This window comes from Streptomyces sp. WAC 04229, from assembly GCF_003947455.1.
In the GTDB taxonomy this organism is placed as follows: Bacteria; Actinomycetota; Actinomycetes; order Streptomycetales; family Streptomycetaceae; genus Streptomyces.
Genome location: NZ_QHJH01000159.1, coordinates 1 through 16,074, shown reverse-complemented (window position 1 = coordinate 16,074; position 16,074 = coordinate 1). Strand labels below are relative to the sequence as shown.

At 71.9% G+C, this 16,074-nt stretch carries 13 protein-coding genes and 1 tRNA gene; 5 read left to right on the top strand and 9 right to left on the bottom strand.

All coding sequences use genetic code 11. The features are described from left to right. A partial coding sequence (locus DMH12_RS29525) for a chitinase (protein ID WP_125494485.1) occupies window positions 1–981 on the top strand: 981 nt, incomplete at its 5' end. Between the two features lie 99 nt (window positions 982–1,080). Here DMH12_RS29525 and DMH12_RS29520 read toward each other — a convergent pair. From DMH12_RS29520 to DMH12_RS29505, 4 genes are all read right to left on the bottom strand, one after another. Further along, window positions 1,081–2,520, bottom strand: coding sequence for a GH1 family beta-glucosidase (locus DMH12_RS29520; protein ID WP_125494484.1), 1,440 nt, complete (start codon window positions 2,518–2,520; stop codon window positions 1,081–1,083). A 135-nt stretch (window positions 2,521–2,655) separates the two neighbouring features. Next, on the bottom strand, window positions 2,656–3,567 hold the full coding sequence (locus tag DMH12_RS29515) for a carbohydrate ABC transporter permease (protein WP_125494483.1): 912 nt from the start codon (window positions 3,565–3,567) through the stop codon (window positions 2,656–2,658). A gap of 12 nt (window positions 3,568–3,579) precedes the next feature. Beyond that, window positions 3,580–4,590 carry a carbohydrate ABC transporter permease gene (locus DMH12_RS29510; protein ID WP_125494486.1) on the bottom strand — a complete coding sequence of 337 codons (1,011 nt, stop codon included), beginning with the start codon at window positions 4,588–4,590 and terminating at the stop codon, window positions 3,580–3,582. Window positions 4,591–4,595: 5 nt separating this feature from the next. Continuing rightward, window positions 4,596–5,921, bottom strand: coding sequence for an extracellular solute-binding protein (locus tag DMH12_RS29505; RefSeq protein ID WP_125494482.1), 1,326 nt, complete (start codon window positions 5,919–5,921; stop codon window positions 4,596–4,598). Window positions 5,922–6,286: 365 nt separating this feature from the next. Here DMH12_RS29505 and DMH12_RS29500 point away from each other — a divergent pair, with 365 nt between their 5' ends. Continuing rightward, window positions 6,287–7,342: a LacI family DNA-binding transcriptional regulator gene (locus tag DMH12_RS29500; protein ID WP_125494481.1), complete on the top strand. Its 1,056-nt coding sequence runs from the start codon at window positions 6,287–6,289 to the stop codon at window positions 7,340–7,342. A gap of 265 nt (window positions 7,343–7,607) precedes the next feature. Here DMH12_RS29500 and DMH12_RS29495 read toward each other — a convergent pair whose 3' ends face one another. Beyond that, window positions 7,608–9,377 carry a siderophore-interacting protein gene (locus tag DMH12_RS29495; RefSeq protein ID WP_125494480.1) on the bottom strand — a complete coding sequence of 590 codons (1,770 nt, stop codon included), beginning with the start codon at window positions 9,375–9,377 and terminating at the stop codon, window positions 7,608–7,610. After that, window positions 9,377–10,363, bottom strand: a complete 987-nt coding sequence (locus DMH12_RS29490) for an ABC transporter substrate-binding protein (protein WP_125494479.1) — start codon at window positions 10,361–10,363, stop codon at window positions 9,377–9,379. Before DMH12_RS29490 ends, DMH12_RS29495 begins: the two co-directional genes overlap by 1 nt. A gap of 138 nt (window positions 10,364–10,501) precedes the next feature. Here DMH12_RS29490 and DMH12_RS29485 point away from each other — a divergent pair, with 138 nt between their 5' ends. The 3 genes from DMH12_RS29485 (at window position 10,502) to DMH12_RS29475 (ending at window position 13,466) form a co-directional block, all read left to right on the top strand. Further along, the gene (locus DMH12_RS29485) at window positions 10,502–11,248 is read left to right on the top strand and encodes an AraC family transcriptional regulator (RefSeq protein ID WP_125494478.1); all 747 of its coding nucleotides are present in this window, start codon (window positions 10,502–10,504) and stop codon (window positions 11,246–11,248) included. 128 nt (window positions 11,249–11,376) lie between these two features. Beyond that, a complete protein-coding gene (locus tag DMH12_RS29480) occupies window positions 11,377–12,435 on the top strand; it encodes an iron chelate uptake ABC transporter family permease subunit (RefSeq protein WP_125494477.1) in 1,059 nt (352 codons plus the stop codon). After that, window positions 12,432–13,466: an iron chelate uptake ABC transporter family permease subunit gene (locus DMH12_RS29475; RefSeq protein WP_125494476.1), complete on the top strand. Its 1,035-nt coding sequence runs from the start codon at window positions 12,432–12,434 to the stop codon at window positions 13,464–13,466. Before DMH12_RS29480 ends, DMH12_RS29475 begins: the two co-directional genes overlap by 4 nt. Window positions 13,467–13,538: 72 nt before the next feature. On the opposite strand, the gene DMH12_RS29470 is transcribed toward DMH12_RS29475, so the two are convergent. The 3 genes from DMH12_RS29470 to DMH12_RS29460 form a co-directional block, all read right to left on the bottom strand. Next, a tRNA-His gene (locus DMH12_RS29470) sits at window positions 13,539–13,611 on the bottom strand. 123 nt (window positions 13,612–13,734) lie between these two features. Beyond that, window positions 13,735–14,337: an oligoribonuclease gene (gene orn, locus DMH12_RS29465; RefSeq protein ID WP_125494475.1), complete on the bottom strand. Its 603-nt coding sequence runs from the start codon at window positions 14,335–14,337 to the stop codon at window positions 13,735–13,737. A 197-nt stretch (window positions 14,338–14,534) separates the two neighbouring features. Then, window positions 14,535–15,725 (bottom strand): helix-turn-helix domain-containing protein, encoded by a 1,191-nt coding sequence (locus DMH12_RS29460; protein WP_125494474.1) that lies wholly within the window; start codon window positions 15,723–15,725, stop codon window positions 14,535–14,537. Between the last annotated feature and the right edge of the window lie 349 nt (window positions 15,726–16,074).

Genomic DNA, 16,074 nt, shown 5'->3' with positions numbered 1-16,074 from the left:
CCCACGGCCACCGACTCCGCCGAGCCGGACCCGACCGGCACCGCCACCACCCCGGCGCCCACCTCGACACCGGGCAACGGCACCGCCGCCGGCGCCGGCTTCGCACCGTACGTCGACACCTCCCTCTACCCGGCCTACGACCTCCTCGCCAACGCCGAGGCCACCGGCGTGAAGGACTACACCCTCGCCTTCGTCACCGACGGCGGCGGCTGCACCCCCAAGTGGGGCGGCGTCACCGACCTCGCGAGCGACGCCGTGGCGGGGCAGATGGGCGCCCTGCGAGCCCAGGGCGGCGACGTCCGCGTCTCCTTCGGCGGCGCCTCCGGCTCCGAACTGGGCACCACCTGCACGTCCGTGGACGCGCTGGCGGCGGCGTACGGCAAGGTCGTCGACGCCTACGACCTCACCAAGGTCGACTTCGACGTCGAGGGCGGCGCGCTGCCCGACACCGCCGCCAACACCCGCCGTGCCCAGGCCATTGCCGCGCTCCAGAAGGAACACCCGGGCCTGGACGTCTCCTTCACCCTCCCCGTCATGCCCGAGGGCCTGACCCAGGCGGGCGTCGACCTCCTCGCCGACGCCAAGGAGAACGGCGTGGACATCGGCACCGTCAACATCATGGCGATGGACTACGGGCCCGCGTACAGCGGCGACATGGGCACCTACGCCGAGCAGGCCGCCACCGCCACCCAGGCGCAGGTCAAGGGCGTCCTCGGCCGCTCCGACGACGAAGCCTGGAAGACGGTCTCCGTCACCCCGATGATCGGCGTCAACGACGTCGTCTCCGAGGTCTTCACCGTCGAGGACGCCGGCCAGCTCGTGAAGTTCGCCGAGTCCAAGGGCCTGGGCGGGCTGTCCATGTGGTCCGCGACCCGCGACAAGGCGTGCCCCGGCGGCCCGAAGCCCGCGGCCGACGCGACGTGCAGCTCCATCGACCAGGAGGCGAACGCCTTCGCGAAGGCGTTCGCCGCCTTCAAGTAGGGCCGGGCTTCCCCCCCCACACCGGCCCACACGAGCGGGGCGCGGCACCCACGTAGGGTGCCGCGCCCCGCATCGGTCGTGCCCCTCCGGGCGGGACGCCTACTCGGCGGAGTCCACCGGCGGGAGCGAGCCCGTGCGGGCCGCCCGGCCGTACCACAGGGCGCTCGACTTGGGGGTGCGCCGCTGGGAGACGTAGTCGACGTAGACCGCGCCGAACCGCTTCTCGTAGCCGTAGGCCCACTCGAAGTTGTCCATCAGGGACCACAGGTAGTACCCGCGGACGTCGGCGCCGTCGGTGATGGCCCGGCGCACCGCCGTGAGGTGGCCGTTCAGGTAGGCGACGCGCTCCGGGTCGTGCACCGTGCCGTCGGCGCCGGGCTTGTCGTCGTAGGCGGCACCGTTCTCGCTGATGTACAGCGGCAGGCCGGGAGCCTCGCGGTGGTAGCGCATGATCAGCTCGTGCAGGCCGGTCGGGTCGACGCTCCAGCCCATCTCCGTGCGCTCGCCCGGCGGCTGGTGGAAGGCCACGTCGTCGGCGGCCGGCCACGGCGAGTGGTCGCTCGCGCCGTGGCCGTCGGCGCGCGGCGCCCGGGAGTCGGCGTCCGCCGCCGACACCACGGTCGGCGTGTAGTAGTTGAGGCAGATCGCGTCGATCGGCTGGCGGATCTGCCCCAGGTCGCCGTCCTGGACGAACGACCAGTCCGTCACCGGCGCGGTCGCCTCCAGCAGGGACTGCGGGTAGGCGCCGTGCAGGATCGGGCCGTGGAAGATACCGCCGGACAGGTCGTCGATCCGGCGGGCCGCCGCCAGGTCCTCCGGCTTCTGCGACAGCGGGCGGACGACCGACGTGTTGAGGCTGATCGCCACCGAGTTGCGGGCCGGCATCACCGACCGCAGGGCCACCGTGCTCAGACCGTGCGCCAGGTTCAGGTGGTGCGCGGCGCGCAGCGAGGCCGCGGGGTCGGTGCGCCCGGGCGCGTGCACCCCGGAGGCGTAGCCCAGGAAGGCCGCGCACCAGGGCTCGTTGAGCGTGATCCACTGCTCCACGCGGTCGCCGAGCGCCTCGCCCACGATCTGCGCGTACTCCGCGAACCGGTACGCGGTGTCCCGCTCCGGCCAGCCGCCCGCGTCCTCCAGCTCCTGCGGCAGGTCCCAGTGGTAGAGGGTGACGGCCGGCTTGATCCCGGCGGCCAGCAGCTCGTCCACCAGGCGGCGGTAGAAGTCCAGGCCGCGCTGGACGGCGGGGCCGCGGCCGGTCGGCTGCACCCGGGGCCAGGAGATGGAGAAGCGGTACGCGCCGAGCCCCAGGTCCTTCATCAGCGCCACGTCGTCGCGGTAGCGGTGGTAGTGGTCGACAGCGATGTCACCGGTGTCCCCGCCGGCCGTCTTCCCGGGGGTGTGGCTGAAGGTGTCCCAGATCGAGGGCGTACGGCCGTCCTCGCGCACCGCGCCCTCGATCTGGTACGCCGAGGTCGCGGCGCCCCAGAGGAAGGCAGGGGGGAAGGTCACCGGGGTCACCGGCGTTGCGGACTCAAGCATGGAAGCGCTCCCATAGCGGGTCGTGTGACGACCGGCGCGTAGTAAGGACGAGGGGGGAATGCGGGCCGGGGCGGCGGCGACCCGGCCCACCGGATGAGGTGTCGGCCCTTGGTGTCTGCCCTTCTCAGCAAACTGTCAGCCCTTGACGGCACCCTGCATGATGCCGCCCACGATCTGCTTGCCGAAGATCGCGAAGACCAGCAGCAGCGGCAGCGTGCCGAGCAGCGCGCCACCCATGATCAGGGCCTGGTCCGGGGTGAAGCCGCGGCCGAGGCCGGCCACGGCGACCTGCACGGTCGGGTTGCCGTTCTGCGTCAGCACCAGGAACGGCCACAGGAAGTCGTTCCACACCTGGACGAACATCAGCATGCCGAGGACGGCCATCGCGGGCCGGGCCGCCGGGAACACCACGTGCCAGATGACGCGCCAGCTGCTCGCGCCGTCCACCCGGGCGGCCTCGATGATCTCGTCCGGCAGCGCCTGCAGCAGGTACTGACGCATGAAGAACACGCCGAACGCGCTGACGAGCGACGGGAAGATCACCGCCTGGAGCTGGTCGGTCCAGTCCAGCTTGGCCACCATCATGTACAGCGGGATGATGCTCAGCTGCGGCGGGATCATCATGGTGCCGACCACGATCAGCATCAGCGCGTTGCGGCCCCGGAACTTCAGCTTGGCGAAGGCGAAGCCGGCGATCGTCGACAGGAAGACGACGGTGACCGCCGAGATCCCCGCCACGATCGTGGTGTTGAGGATCGCCTCGCCCATGTTGGCGTCGGTCCAGGCGATCTCGATCTTGTCGAAGAGGTTGCCGCCGAACCAGAACGGCGGCGGCGTCTGGGCCAGGCGCTGGTTGTCGCGTGAGGCGGCGATCGCCGTCCACACCAGCGGGAACAGCGAACCGAGGGTGAACAGGGCGAGGATGATGTACGCGACGGGGCCGGCGTGCATCTGTCCGCCGGCCCGGGCCGACTTGGACCGGAGCCGGCCCCGCCGGGACGGTTCGGGCACCGGGTCGGCCGGGGGTTTGGTCAGGGTCGTCGTCACGGCCGGTTCTCCTTAACTACTGGCGCGCAGCCGGCGCGAGATGACGTAGTTGACGATCCCGATCACGATGAGGATCAGGAACATCGTCCAGGCGATCGCCGAGGCGCGGCCCAGGTGCTGGTTGATCCAGCCCTGCTCGTACAGGTACAGGCCGAGTGTCTGGAACTGGTGCTGGGAGCCGCCCGACGCGCCCTTGTTGGCGTCGAACAGCAACGGCTCGCCGAACAGCTGGGAGGCGCCGATGGTCGACACGACGACGGTGAAGAGGATCGTCGGACGCAGCTGGGGCAGCGTGACGTGGATGAACTGCCGCCACCGGCTGGCACCGTCCAGCGCCGCCGACTCGTACAGGTCCTGCGGGATCGCCTGCATCGCCGCCAGGTAGATCAGCGCGTTGTAGCCGGTCCAGCGCCAGATGACGATCGACGAGACGGCGATCTGGGACGGCCACTTGTCGCTCTGCCAGTCGACCTTGTCGAAGCCGACCAGGTCGAGCACCCAGTTGATCATGCCGTAGTCGCGGCCGAAGAGGAGCACGAAGACCAGCGAGGCGGCGGCGATCGACGTCGCGTACGGCGCGAGCATCACCACGCGGTAGAAGGTGGAGCCGCGGAGCTTGTAGTTGAGGATGTGCGCGAGGCCCATCGCCATCAGCAGCTGCGGCACCGTGGAGATGATGCCGATGGTCAGCGTGTTCTGCGCCGCGTTCCAGAAGAACTCGTCGTCGAAGATCCTGGTGAAGTTGTCCAGGCCCACCCACGTCATGTCGGTGGGCGCCGTCAGCTCCACCGTGTGCAGCGAGGCCCAGCCGGTGTAGAGCAGCGGGAACAGGCCGAAGGCGGCGAACAGCAGGAAGAACGGGGAGACGAAGGCGTACGGGCTCCAGCGCAGGTCCCGCTGCCAGCGGCGGGAGAGCCGGGCCCGCTTCCTCGCCTCCTCGGAGGAGACCGCGTCACCGGGCGGTCGGCCCGGGGCCGCGCCCCCCTTGGAGGGGGGCGCGGCGGTGTCGTGCCGGGTGGTCATTCCGGTCACTTCTCCAGGTTGTTGTCGATGGTCTTGGTGGCGTTCTCCCAGGCCTCCTTGGGCGACTTGCCCTGGGTGACGAGGATGACGCCGTTGTCGGTCAGGCCCTGCTGGATGATCTGGTCCTTCGGGCCGATCACCTGCGCCGGGATGGACTCGGCGGCCTTGGCGAACAGCTCACCGATCGGCGCCTCGCCCGTCATCTCGTTCTTCGCGTCCTTCACCTCCGGCAGCTCGTAGGCGGCCGTGGCGCTCGGGAAGCTGCCCTGCACGGCGAACAGCTTGGCCTGCTGCTTCGGCGCGGTCAGCCAGGCGACGAGCTTCTGCGCCTCCTCGACGTTCTTGCCGGTCTTGGGCACACCCAGGAAGGAACCGCCCCAGTTGCCGGACGTCGGCGCGGCGGCCACGTCCCACTGGCCGGACGCCTCGGGCTGGGACTTGCCCTTGATGGTGCCGAGCATCCAGGGCGGGCAGGCCACGGTCGCGAACAGGTTGTTGGCGATGGTCTGCTCCCAGGCCGGCTGGAACTGGGTCTGCGCCTGGACCAGGTCCTTCTCGGCGGCCTCCGCGGTCAGGTCGAAGGCCTCCTTGACGGCGGGGTTGGTCTTGTAGACGACCTCACCGGCGGCGTTGTAGAACTTCTCCTCCTCGCCGCCGAGGATGGCGTTGATCAGACCGCCGGGCGAGTCCATGAAGTAGGTGTCCTTGCCGGCACCCTTCTTGTACTTCTCGCCGGCCTCGATGAACTTCTTCCAGTCACCCGCCCACAGCGCGCCGACCTCGTCGCGGTCGGTCGGCAGGCCCGCCTTCTCGAAGAGGTCCTTGCGGTAGCAGATGGCCATCGGGCCGATGTCGGTGCCGAGTCCGACCGCCTGGCCGTCCTTGGTGACTCCCTGCTTCCACTTCCAGTCCACCCAGCTGTCGGCCTTCACGCCCTCGACCTTGGACATGTCGGCGAACTTGTCCGCCTGGGTCTCGACGACCTCGGCGATGTTGCCGACCTCGATGGCCTGGACGTCCTGCAGGCCGCTCCCGGTGGTGAGGTGGTTGACCAGAGCGGGGTAGTAGTTCTCGTTCCGCTCGGTGACCGTCTCCTCGATGTTGATGTCCGGGTTGAGCTTCTCGTACTCCTCGTAGAGGCCGGCCTCCTTGAAGCCCATCGTGCCGAACAGACCGAGGGTGATCGTGGTCTTGCCGCTGCTGTCGCCCGACGACGAGCCGTCCTCGTCCTTCCCGTCATCGGCACAGCCGGCCAGCAGCCCGGCGCCCAGCGACGCGATGGCCGCCATGACCACCACCTTGCGGGCGGGTCGTATACGTGCTGCTCGCATTGCGTCCTCCTGTTGCCCTGACGTGCCGACCCCCCGGCCAACTACATGGTTGGACCCGCTGCTTCATGTCGTTCGTTCGTTGCTGCGGCTCGGGCGGGGAACGTGCGGGATGTGTATGTGCCAGGTAGTGTGGGAGCGCTCCCACAAGTGATGTGTTGAAGAGTCGTCGGTCCGGGCGGGGGTGTCAAGGGAACGGACGCGACGAAATGCGTTCAGTTATCGGCCTGTTAACTGGAGGCGACGAACGCTACGGAGACACCTCCGCCACGGCGGGAGCGGACCCGGAGCCGGTCATTACACCCGACCGGCCTGTTAAATTCCAGGCCAGCCGCAGAGTGCGGGGGTGTCGACGGGAGGCGGAGCCGATGGCAAGCCACGGAGTGCGTGGTCGGAGCGGTGGCCGGCCCACCCTCGAAGAGGTGGCGGCGCGGGCGGGCGTCGGCCGCGGCACGGTGTCCCGGGTGATCAACGGTTCGCCCCGGGTCAGTGACGCGACCCGCGCGGCCGTCGAGGCGGCGGTCGCGGAGCTAGGCTACGTCCCGAACACGGCGGCCCGGGCGCTGGCGGCCAACCGCACCGACGCGATCGCGCTGGTCGTGCCCGAACCGGAGACCCGGTTCTTCGCGGAACCGTACTTCTCGGACATGCTGAAGGGTGTCGGCTCCGAACTCTCCGACACCGAGATGCAACTGCTCCTGATCTTCGCGGGCAGTGACCGGGAGCGCGAGCGGCTCGCCCAGTACCTGGCCGCGCACCGGGTGGACGGCGTCCTGCTGGTCTCGGTGCACGCCGACGACCCGCTGCCCGACCTGCTGACCCAGCTGGAGATCCCGGCCGTGATCAGCGGCCCGCGCTCGGCCACGGAGTCGCTGGCCTCGGTGGACTCGGACAACTACGGCGGCGCCCGCTCCGCCGTCGAGCACCTGCTGACCCGGGGCTGCCGCCGCATCGCCCACATCACCGGCCGCCTCGACGTCTACGGCGCCCAGCGCCGCGTCGACGGCTACCGCGACGCCCTGCGCGACGCGGGCCACGCGGTGGACGAGGGGCTGATCGAGGCCGGTGACTTCACCGAGGAGGGCGGGCGCCACGCGATGGAGGAGCTGCTGCGCCGCAGTCCCGACGTGGACGCGGTCTTCGCCGCCTCGGACGTCACCGCGGCGGGTGCCCGCCAGGCGCTGCGCGAGGCCGGGCGGCGCATCCCGGACGACGTGGCGCTGGTCGGTTACGACGACTCGGCGATAGCCCGCCACATGGAGCCGCCCCTGACCAGCGTCCGTCAGCCCATCGAGGAGATGGGCCGCGCGATGATCGACCTGCTCCTGACCGAGATCGCGGACCGCCGTCCGGCGGCTTCGCGGGGGCTGGAGCGGCACCAGGTGGTGCTGGCGACGGAGTTGGTGGAGCGGACGTCGTCCTGAGCGGGTGCCGCGGTGACGCCGACGGACGTCGGGGGCCCCGGCCCCGCCCGCTGAGGGTCGCGTCCGCCGGAGAGCCGGGTGGGGCCGGTGGACCGGGCCCGTCCGGTCGGCCGGGGTGCAGGTGGGGCGTCCCGGACGTGGGGTTTCACTCACCGCGGGCGCATCAGGGTGGGGCGTGCCCTGTCGGTCGGTGGTGCCGGGTGGGCCGCGGTGGAAGGTGGCCCACCCGGACGGCGGCCGGGAGACGCGGCCACCCGGTCCCCGGTCACCCCGAGGTGGACTCCCCTCGCTCCAGGACCGTTGCCTCCGCGCCCCAGCCGAGGGGGACGACGCGGGTGACGTGCCAGCCCGTGCGGGCGGCGAGGGCGGCGATCGCCGTGGCGTCACGCAGCGGGGCGCCGGTCGCGGCGTAGGCGTGCAGGGCGGCCTCGGCCGCGTGCGGGCTCAGGCCGTCGGGGCGGGAGGCCTCGACCAGGACCGCCGTCGGGACCCAGGCGGCCAGCCGCTCCAGCAGCGCCACGGCCTCGTCGTCGGTCCGGTGGGCGAGGGCCTTGGCGGCCACGGCGACGTCGGCCGGGCCGCCCGTCCAGTCGATCCGTTCCGGTGCCGTGACGCGGCCGCGCAGGACCGCCGCGGGAACGTCGTCCTCCGCGACGCGCAGCCCCGGCCGGTGTCCGGCGTCGTCGAGGGCGGCGACGACGGACGCGGTGCCGGGACCGGCGAGCAGGCAGGTCCCGACGCCGGTCCAGAGCGGGTCGGCGGTCAGGCCGGACAGCAGGAACGCCAACTGCTCGCACTCCTCGACCAACTCGCCGTAGCGCTCCGCGTCCCGGACCACCGTGTCGTGCAGGGTGGTGCCCGACGCCCGCTGCCAGGGGGAGACGCCGTCCCGCAGCGCGGGCGCGAGTTCCGTGAGTGCGAGCAGCAGTTCCGCCTCCTGGCCGACGTACTCCTCGCGCTCGTGGTCGTCGAGCAACCCCTCGCCCGCCGCACCGAGCCGCAGGCCGTGCTCGTCGCCGACGACCACGCCGTGCGCGGTGAGCAGGGGCAGCAGTACGCCGATCCCCGCCGCCGGCACGCCCACGCGCGCGGCGAGCGTCCCGGGCGGGATGCCCGGCGCGTCGGCGACCGCGTCGATCACGCCGAGCTGGAGCGCCGCCCGCGCCACCAGCCACGGCACCGGCGACGGAACGTGCCCGTGCTCCGGGACGGGCGAACCCTCCGCCTGCTCCGGGGCCGTCTCCTCGCGGTGCCAGTAGCCCGTGATGTTCAGCCGCTCCTTCGGGAGCCCCCGCTCGCGCCGCAGATACCGGCGTACCGGCAGCAGCGCCCGGCTCTCCGCCGCCGCCCACGCGTACCCCTCCCCCTCGGGGGCCGGCAGCTTGCGCACCGCGGCCTCCAGCGCGGCCGCGTCACCGGGCTCCGCGACGACCCAGGTCACGGTGTCACCGTCGCGCAACGCCAGTTCCTGGCGGGCGGAGTCGTCGGGGACGGTGACCAGGACGTGGGCGGGGGCGGCGACCGGACGCACGTCCAGGAAGCGGCCGATCGCGGGCAGCGCGGTCTCGTCGCCGACGAGCAGGATCCAGTCCAGCCGATCCGGCAGCCGCAGCGACGACTTGGGGCCGACGAACCACAGCTCGTCGCCCTCCCGCGCCGACGCCGCCCAAGTCGCCGCCGGTCCGTCGCCGTGCACGACGAAGTCGAGGTCCAGCTCGCCGGCCGCGGCGTCCACCCGGCGCGGCGTGTAGTCGCGGGTCAGCCGGTTCTCCGCCGGGGTCCACTCGATGCCGTGCGGCAACTGGGCGGGCAGCGCGGCCCGGACGTCGCCGTCCGAGGCGAGGATGACCTTGACGTGGTCGTCGAACCCGGGCGCGGTGAAACCGGGGTGATCGATCCCGTCCCGGGTGAACGGGGCGAGCTGGTCGCCGCCCAGGACGATGCGCCGCATCCGGGGAGTCACCTCCGTGACGCGGCGCACCGTGACCCGGCGCAGGACGAGCGGGTGTGTCGTGAAGGCGCGTTGGGCTGCCATCAGGCGAACTGCTCCTCGATGATGTCCAGCAGCGCCATCGACTCGTCGTAGTCGCCGCGCAGCACCCAGTACGGCAGGTCGTAGGCGTGCCCCGACTTGAAGGCGGGCAGCGCGCCGTACACCGGGTTCTTCTTGAGGGTGGCGACGTCGGTGGTGTCGGCGTTGAAGCCCATCACGAACACCGACGGCTGGGTGATCGTCTGACCGGCCTTCTCCGTCGACAGCTCGAACATGTCGCCGCCCCCGCCGTACACCTTGAAGCCGCCCTTGGCGAAGACCGGCGCCGGTTCGATGCCGACCTTCTTGAACTCCGTCGGCAGGCCCACGCTCTCCACCAGTCCGTAGGCGGTGCCGTCACCGGTCATGGCCAGGAAGGAGACCGGGCCGGGCGGGGGCGTGATGGCCTTCTTCACCTCGGTGACGCGCCTGTCGTAGGCGGCGAGGTGCTGGGCGTAGACGTCCTTCTTGCCGAAGACGTCGTCGGCGAGGAAGGAGAACTGGCTGCGCCAGTCGCCGAGCTTCTTGCCGACCAGCACCGTCGGGGCGATGTCGGACAGGTCGTCGTACACCTTCTCCGCCTGGAACAGCGGGAAGCCGACGCCGCCGCCCACGATGAGGTCGGGTTCGAGCTTGAGGATCGCCTCCAGGTCGAAGCCGTCGACGCTCCACGGCAGGAAGGTCGTCTCGTCCTTCTTCGCCTCGTCGGCCCAGTAGGGGGAGAACTCGCCCTTGCCGTCGGCGTCCTCGGGGATGGTCGCGGTCACCGGCACGTCGAGGTCGTAGAGGTATCCGGCGAGCGCGTGGTTCAGTACGACGACGCGCTTCGGCTCGGCGGGCACCTCCACCTTGCCGTAGTCGGTCGCGACCGTACGGGGCTTCGCGGCGGACGCCTTGTCGCCGTCGCCCGTGGAGTCGTCGGCCGCGCAGCCGGTGAGGGCCAGCGCGGCGACGACCGCGACGGCGAGCAGGCGGGCAGGAGCAGACATGGGACCTCACGTGGCAGGACGGGATCGCACCTTCGACCCGTTGGTAAGGTGAGGCTAACCTCGCTGGTTACGTGGCGTCGATCCGTTCACGACATCGCCGGTGACGGACACGACACGTCGCAGGTACGGGAGGCAGGCTTGCCGGTGACATCCCTCGGCACCGTGGTCGCCGAGAACGCCATCCGCTTTCTCGGGCACGACACCCACCAGCACGACGAGCCGCACCTCATCCACATCGTGACCGGCTCCGCCCTCCTGCTCGCCGACGGCGAGGAGTGGCGGCTCGGCCGGCAGGAGTCCGTGTGGCTCGCGCCCCACGTACCGCACGCGCTGCGGATCGAGCCCGGCGGCCTGGCGCTCGGCCCCACTCTCACCCCCGACGACCTGCCCCGACTCCGGGTCCAGCCGCTCGGCGTGGTGCCCGCGATCACCGAGGTGATGACCACCGTGCTGGGCGCCGCACCGGGCAGCGCGGCCGAGGTCCGGCCGTTCCGCCTGGCGCTCGGGCGGGTGCTGCGGAGCATCTCCCGGCAGTACTTCCCGGTCGTCCTGCCCACCCATCCCGCGGTGCGGGCGCTCGCCCGTGAGGCCCTGCGCGACCACTCCGCGACGCTGGAACTGCTCGCCGCCCGGCACCGGATGAGCCCACGTCAGGTGCAGCGGGTCTGCCTCGACGAGACCGGGCTGCCCTTCACACGGTGGCGGAACCGGGCCAGGATGAACGCCGCCGTCGAGCACATCCTCGGCGGCGGCGAACTGACGGCGGCGGCCAGGGCGGCCGGCTACGCCACCCGGGCCGGGCTGCTGCGAGCGCTCAGCCGCGAGTCGGGGATCCCGGTGGACGTGCTCACGGCGGACGCGGTGGGTGCGCTCGGCGGACGGTGAGGCGTACTTCGGCACTTCGGAAGTCCGGCATTCCGGAAGTCCGGCAGTTCGGCAGTTCGAAAGTCCGGCGGTTCGTAATGCCGGCAGCTCGGCCCGCCTGTCCGGTGTGGGCTTCTCAAGGAGGATGGATGGCACAGGCGCTGGCGACGAAGGCCGCGCTCCCACCGACCCGTTCGTCGCGTTCCACCGCACGCCGGCTGCTCGGCCTCGGTGCCGCCGTCGCCGTACTGCTCTCGGCGGTGGTGCTCAGCGTCGCGCTCGGCTCGGCGATGCTCCCCCTGGACGTGGTGTGGCAGGCACTCACCGCGCCCGACGGATCCGCGACCCATGCCACGGTCGCCGACGCCCGGGTCGACCGCACCGTCGTCGGCCTGCTGGTCGGCGCGTCCCTGGGGGTGGCCGGGGCACTCATCCAGGCGCTCACCCGCAACCCCCTGGCCGACCCCGGCATCCTCGGCGTCAACGCGGGCGCGGGCTTCGCCGTCACGTTGGGCGTGGCCGCCTTCGGTGTCACCCGCATCGAGCAGTACCTTCCGCTCTCCTTCGCGGGCGCGGTCGCCGGCGCGGCCTTCGTCTTCCTCGCCGCCAGCGGTGGGCGGGGAGGGCGGGGCGGGCCCGCGCCCCTGCGGCTCACCCTGATCGGCATCGCGTTCACGGCGGTGCTCTCCGGCGTCTCGCAGACCCTCGCGCTGATCGACACGGAGACCTTCGACCGTATGAGGTTCTGGGAGGCGGGCAGTGTCACGGACCGTCCGGCCGGCACGGCCGCGGCGATCGCCCCCTTCGTCCTGGCCGGACTCGTCGTCGCCGTCTGCTGTGCGCGCCCACTGAACGCGATCGCCCTCGGCGACGACGCCGCGCGGGCCGTCGGCCTGCGGGTGGGGGCGACCCGCTTCGGCGTGGTGGTCGCGGTGACGCTGCTGTGCGGTGCGGCGACGGCCGCGGCCGGCCCACTGCTGTTCGTCGGCCTCATGGTGCCGCATGCCGTCCGGTGGCTCACCGGACCCGACTGGCGCTGGATCCTCGCCTACTCCGCCCTGCTGGCACCGGCGGTCGTGCTGGTCGCCGACGTACTGGGCCGGCTGGTCGTGATCCCCGCCGAGCTGCCGGCCGGCGTGATGATGCCGCTCATCGGCGCGCCGGTACTGGTCTGGCTGGTGCGCGGACGGCGGGCGAGGGCGCTGTGAGCGGGGTGTTCGTCCTCAGGAAGGGGCCGCTGAGCCTGCGTCTGACCCGCCGCGCGGTCGTCGTCTGCACGGTGCTGTGGCTGGTGCTGGCCGCGCTGTCCCTGTGGGCCTTCACCCTGGGCAGCTACCCGCTGAGCCTGGGCGACCTGACCGACGTACTCACCGGGTCGGCGCGCGGAAGTGTGCGCAAGGTGGTGCTGGAGTGGCGGGCGCCGCGCATCGTCGCCGCCGTACTGTTCGGCGCCGCCCTCGCGGTGGGCGGCGCCGTCTTCCAGTCCCTCACCCGCAACCCGCTCGGCAGCCCCGACGTGATCGGCCTCACCACCGGCTCGTACACCGGCGTCGTCGTGATGCTGCTGGCGGGGGCGACCAGCTATTCGGCGCTGGCGGCGGGAGCGCTCGCCGGGGGGCTGGTCACCGCGTTCGGCGTGTACCTGCTGGCGTTCAAGCGGGGCGTGCAGGGCTTCCGGCTGATCATCGTGGGCATCGCGGTCGCCGCGCTGCTCTCCTCGGTCAACACCTGGTTCCTGGTGAAGGCCGACGTGGACACGGCGCTGCGGGTCGCGGTGTGGGGGGCCGGGTCGCTGAGCAACGTCGACTGGCCGGGCATCGGGACGGCCGCCGTCGTGCTGACGGCGGTGGCCGTGGCGGCACCGGTGGCACAGCGCAGGATGCGGCGGCTCGAACTCGGCGACGACACGGCGGCGATGCTGGGGGTGCCGGTCGAGCGGACCAAGGTGCTGCTGGTCGTCCTCGGGGTGGTCGCGACGGCCGCGGTGACCGCGGTGGCAGGCCCGATCGCCTTCGTCGCGCTGGCGGCCCCGCAGATCGCCCGCCGGCTCACCGGTCACGGCAGCTCCGTCGACCTCGCCGGCTCGGCGCTGGTCGGCGCGATCCTGCTGCTCGGCGCCGACCTCGCGGCACAGCACACGATCCCGGGCGTGCTCCTGCCGACCGGCTCGGTCACCGTGTGCGTCGGGGGCGCCTATCTGCTGGTGCTGCTGGCGCGGGAGAGCCGGCGCGGGATGTGAGGGCGTTCCGGGCGAGGGCCCGGAACGCCGTCGGCCGGTGACCTTCGCGAAGGTCACCGGCCGACGGATCAGGGTGAGTGACGGGACTTGAACCCGCGGCCACCTGGACCACAACCAGGTGCTCTACCAACTGAGCTACACCCACCAAGGCCGGTGCTCGAATCCCGCGTGGGCGGGGTTTCCCGACCGGCTGAGAAAAAGTGTACAGGGTCCGAAGGGGTGCTCGCGCCCGGCTTTCCGGGCGCCGCTCCCCGGCGTGCCGGGGCCCCTACCTGGCCGGTACGACGTGCTTCGCGGCGATCGCCTTGGCGGTGTCGGAGTCCGGTCCGGGCTGCGGGACGAAGACCGCCTCCCGGTAGTAGCGCAGTTCGGCGATGGACTCGCGGATGTCGGCGAGCGCGCGGTGGTTGCCGTTCTTCTCGGGGCTGTTGAAGTACGCCCGCGGGTACCACCGGCGGGCCAGCTCCTTGATCGAGGAGACGTCGACGATCCGGTAGTGGAGGTAGTCCTCGAGTGTGGGCATGTCCCGCAGCAGGAAGCCGCGGTCGGTGCCGACCGAGTTCCCGCACAGGGGGGCCTTGCCGGGCTCCTTCACGTGCTCCCGAACGTACGCGAGGACCTGCGCCTCGGCGTCCGCGAGCGTCGTGCCGCCGTCCAGCTCCGCGAGCAGGCCGGACGCGGTGTGCATCTCACGCACCACGTCGGGCATCGTCTCCAGGGCCCGCTCCGGCGGGCGGACGACGATGTCGACGCCCTCGCCGAGGATGTTCAGCTCGGAGTCGGTGACGAGGGCGGCAACCTCGATGAGCGCGTCGTCGGACAGCGAGAGGCCGGTCATCTCGCAGTCGATCCACACCATGCGATCGTTCATGCGGCCACTGTACGGTGGGCGCCTGTTTCCCGGGCCCCCGGCGTCGGTGTGGGCCTCGCTGGGGGCTGGCGCCCCCAGACCCCCGCTTTCGGCCTGTCGGCCTCGTCCTCGAACGCCGGACAGGCTGAGTTGTCTGCCCGGCGTCGAAAGGGAACGCCGGAAGGGTCGCAGACCCCTCCGGCGTTCCGGGTGCTACGTCACGACGCGCCTCGCTGGCCCGGGACGCCGGCCGCCGCCGGGACGGGTGCCGCCGTGCGGCGGGTCTGGAACGGGACCGAACCCTCCGGCGACAGGGCGGCCGGTTCGGCCGGGGCGGGCGGCCTCGGGGCTCCCGCGCCGCCCGGATCCGGATCCACCGGACGCTCGCTCTGGGGACGCCGTGCCCGATAGGCGGCCCGGTACGCGGCAGGCGAGGACCCCAGCTGGCGGCGGAAGTGGCCGCGCAGGGCCACCGGCGAGCGGAAGCCGCAGCGGCCCGCGACCTCGTCCACCGAGTAGTCCGACGTCTCCAGCAGCCGCTGCGCCTGCAGCACCCGCTGGGTGATCAGCCACTGGAGCGGCGCGCTGCCGGTCAGCGACCGGAAGCGGCGGTCGAAGGTGCGGCGGCTCATGTAGGCGCGCGCGGCCAGCGTCTCCACGTCGAACTGCTCGTGGAGGTGTTCCAGCGCCCAGGCGACGACCTCGGCGAGCGGGTCGGCGCCGATCTCCTCCGGTAAAGACCTGTCCAGGTAGCGCTCCTGGCCTCCGCTCCGGCGCGGCGGCACCACCAGGCGGCGGGCCAGCGCGCCGGCCGCCTCGTTGCCGTGGTCGGTGCGCACGATGTGCAGGCACAGGTCGATCCCGGCGGCGGTGCCCGCGGACGTCAGCACGTCGCCGTCGTCCACGAACAGCTCGCGCGGGTCCACGTGCACCGACGGATAGCGCTTGGCCAGCGTCGGCGCGTACATCCAGTGCGTGGTCGCGGGGCGGCTGTCCAGCAGGCCGGCCGCCGCCAGCACGAAGGCGCCGGTGCACAGCCCGACGATGCGGGCGCCCTCCTCGTGCGCCCGGCGCAGTGCGTCGAGCGCCTCCTCCGGTGGCGGCGAGGTGATCGACCGCCAGGCCGGCACGACGACGGTGCCCGCGCGTGAGATCGCCTCCAGGCCCTGCGGCGCGGTCAGTTCGAGGCCCCCCGTGGTCCGCAGCGGGCCGTCCTCACCGGCGCACACCAGCAAGCGGTAGCGCGGCACGCCGGCGTCCTGGCGGTCGATCCCGAACACCGACAGCGGTATGGAACTCTCGAAGATGGGGCCGCCGCTGAACAGCAGCACCGCGACGATCTCCTTGCGGCGTCGCCCGGAGAGCTTCCGGGCGGTGCTTTCCGGCGCGGCAGTGGAGTCGTGGCTCATACTGCTAAGCCCCCCTCGGTGGTCGCGGCACCCTCTACCCTTCGGGTCTGTCGCTCCAACACGTTTCCCCTCGGTCCTGCACGAGTCCCCCGCCGTAGACAGTCAAGATCGAATCTACTGTGTCCCGTCGCGCCGGGATGGCCGGTTCGGCACTTGGGACATTGTCGACATGGCAACTTGGCGTGAAGCAGCCGATCACGAAGCGTTGCACTCTGGGGCGCCCCAGGGAAGTGCGCCTTGTGTCAGTGGCCAATCCCCGTAGGGTGCGCAGGGTCCCCGAGACCCTGTCCGTGCAGGTGGAACGGGGGTTTGGGGGTGGTGAGGGGGGGAGATGAGCGACCCCTGGAAG

Bases quoted from the DNA above. Each gene is read 5' to 3' on its own strand.
- DMH12_RS29520 (WP_125494484.1), bottom strand. From the start codon at position 2,520: ATGCTTGAGTCCGCAACGCCGGTGACCCCGGTGACCTTCCCCCCTGCC.
- DMH12_RS29510 (WP_125494486.1), bottom strand. From the start codon at position 4,590: ATGACCACCCGGCACGACACCGCCGCGCCCCCCTCCAAGGGGGGCGCG.
- DMH12_RS29505 (WP_125494482.1), bottom strand. From the start codon at position 5,921: ATGCGAGCAGCACGTATACGACCCGCCCGCAAGGTGGTGGTCATGGCG.
- DMH12_RS29500 (WP_125494481.1), top strand. From the start codon at position 6,287: ATGGCAAGCCACGGAGTGCGTGGTCGGAGCGGTGGCCGGCCCACCCTC.
- DMH12_RS29495 (WP_125494480.1), bottom strand. From the start codon at position 9,377: ATGGCAGCCCAACGCGCCTTCACGACACACCCGCTCGTCCTGCGCCGG.
- DMH12_RS29490 (WP_125494479.1), bottom strand. From the start codon at position 10,363: ATGTCTGCTCCTGCCCGCCTGCTCGCCGTCGCGGTCGTCGCCGCGCTG.
- DMH12_RS29480 (WP_125494477.1), top strand. From the start codon at position 11,377: ATGGCACAGGCGCTGGCGACGAAGGCCGCGCTCCCACCGACCCGTTCG.
- orn (WP_125494475.1), bottom strand. From the start codon at position 14,337: ATGAACGATCGCATGGTGTGGATCGACTGCGAGATGACCGGCCTCTCG.
- DMH12_RS29460 (WP_125494474.1), bottom strand. From the start codon at position 15,725: ATGAGCCACGACTCCACTGCCGCGCCGGAAAGCACCGCCCGGAAGCTC.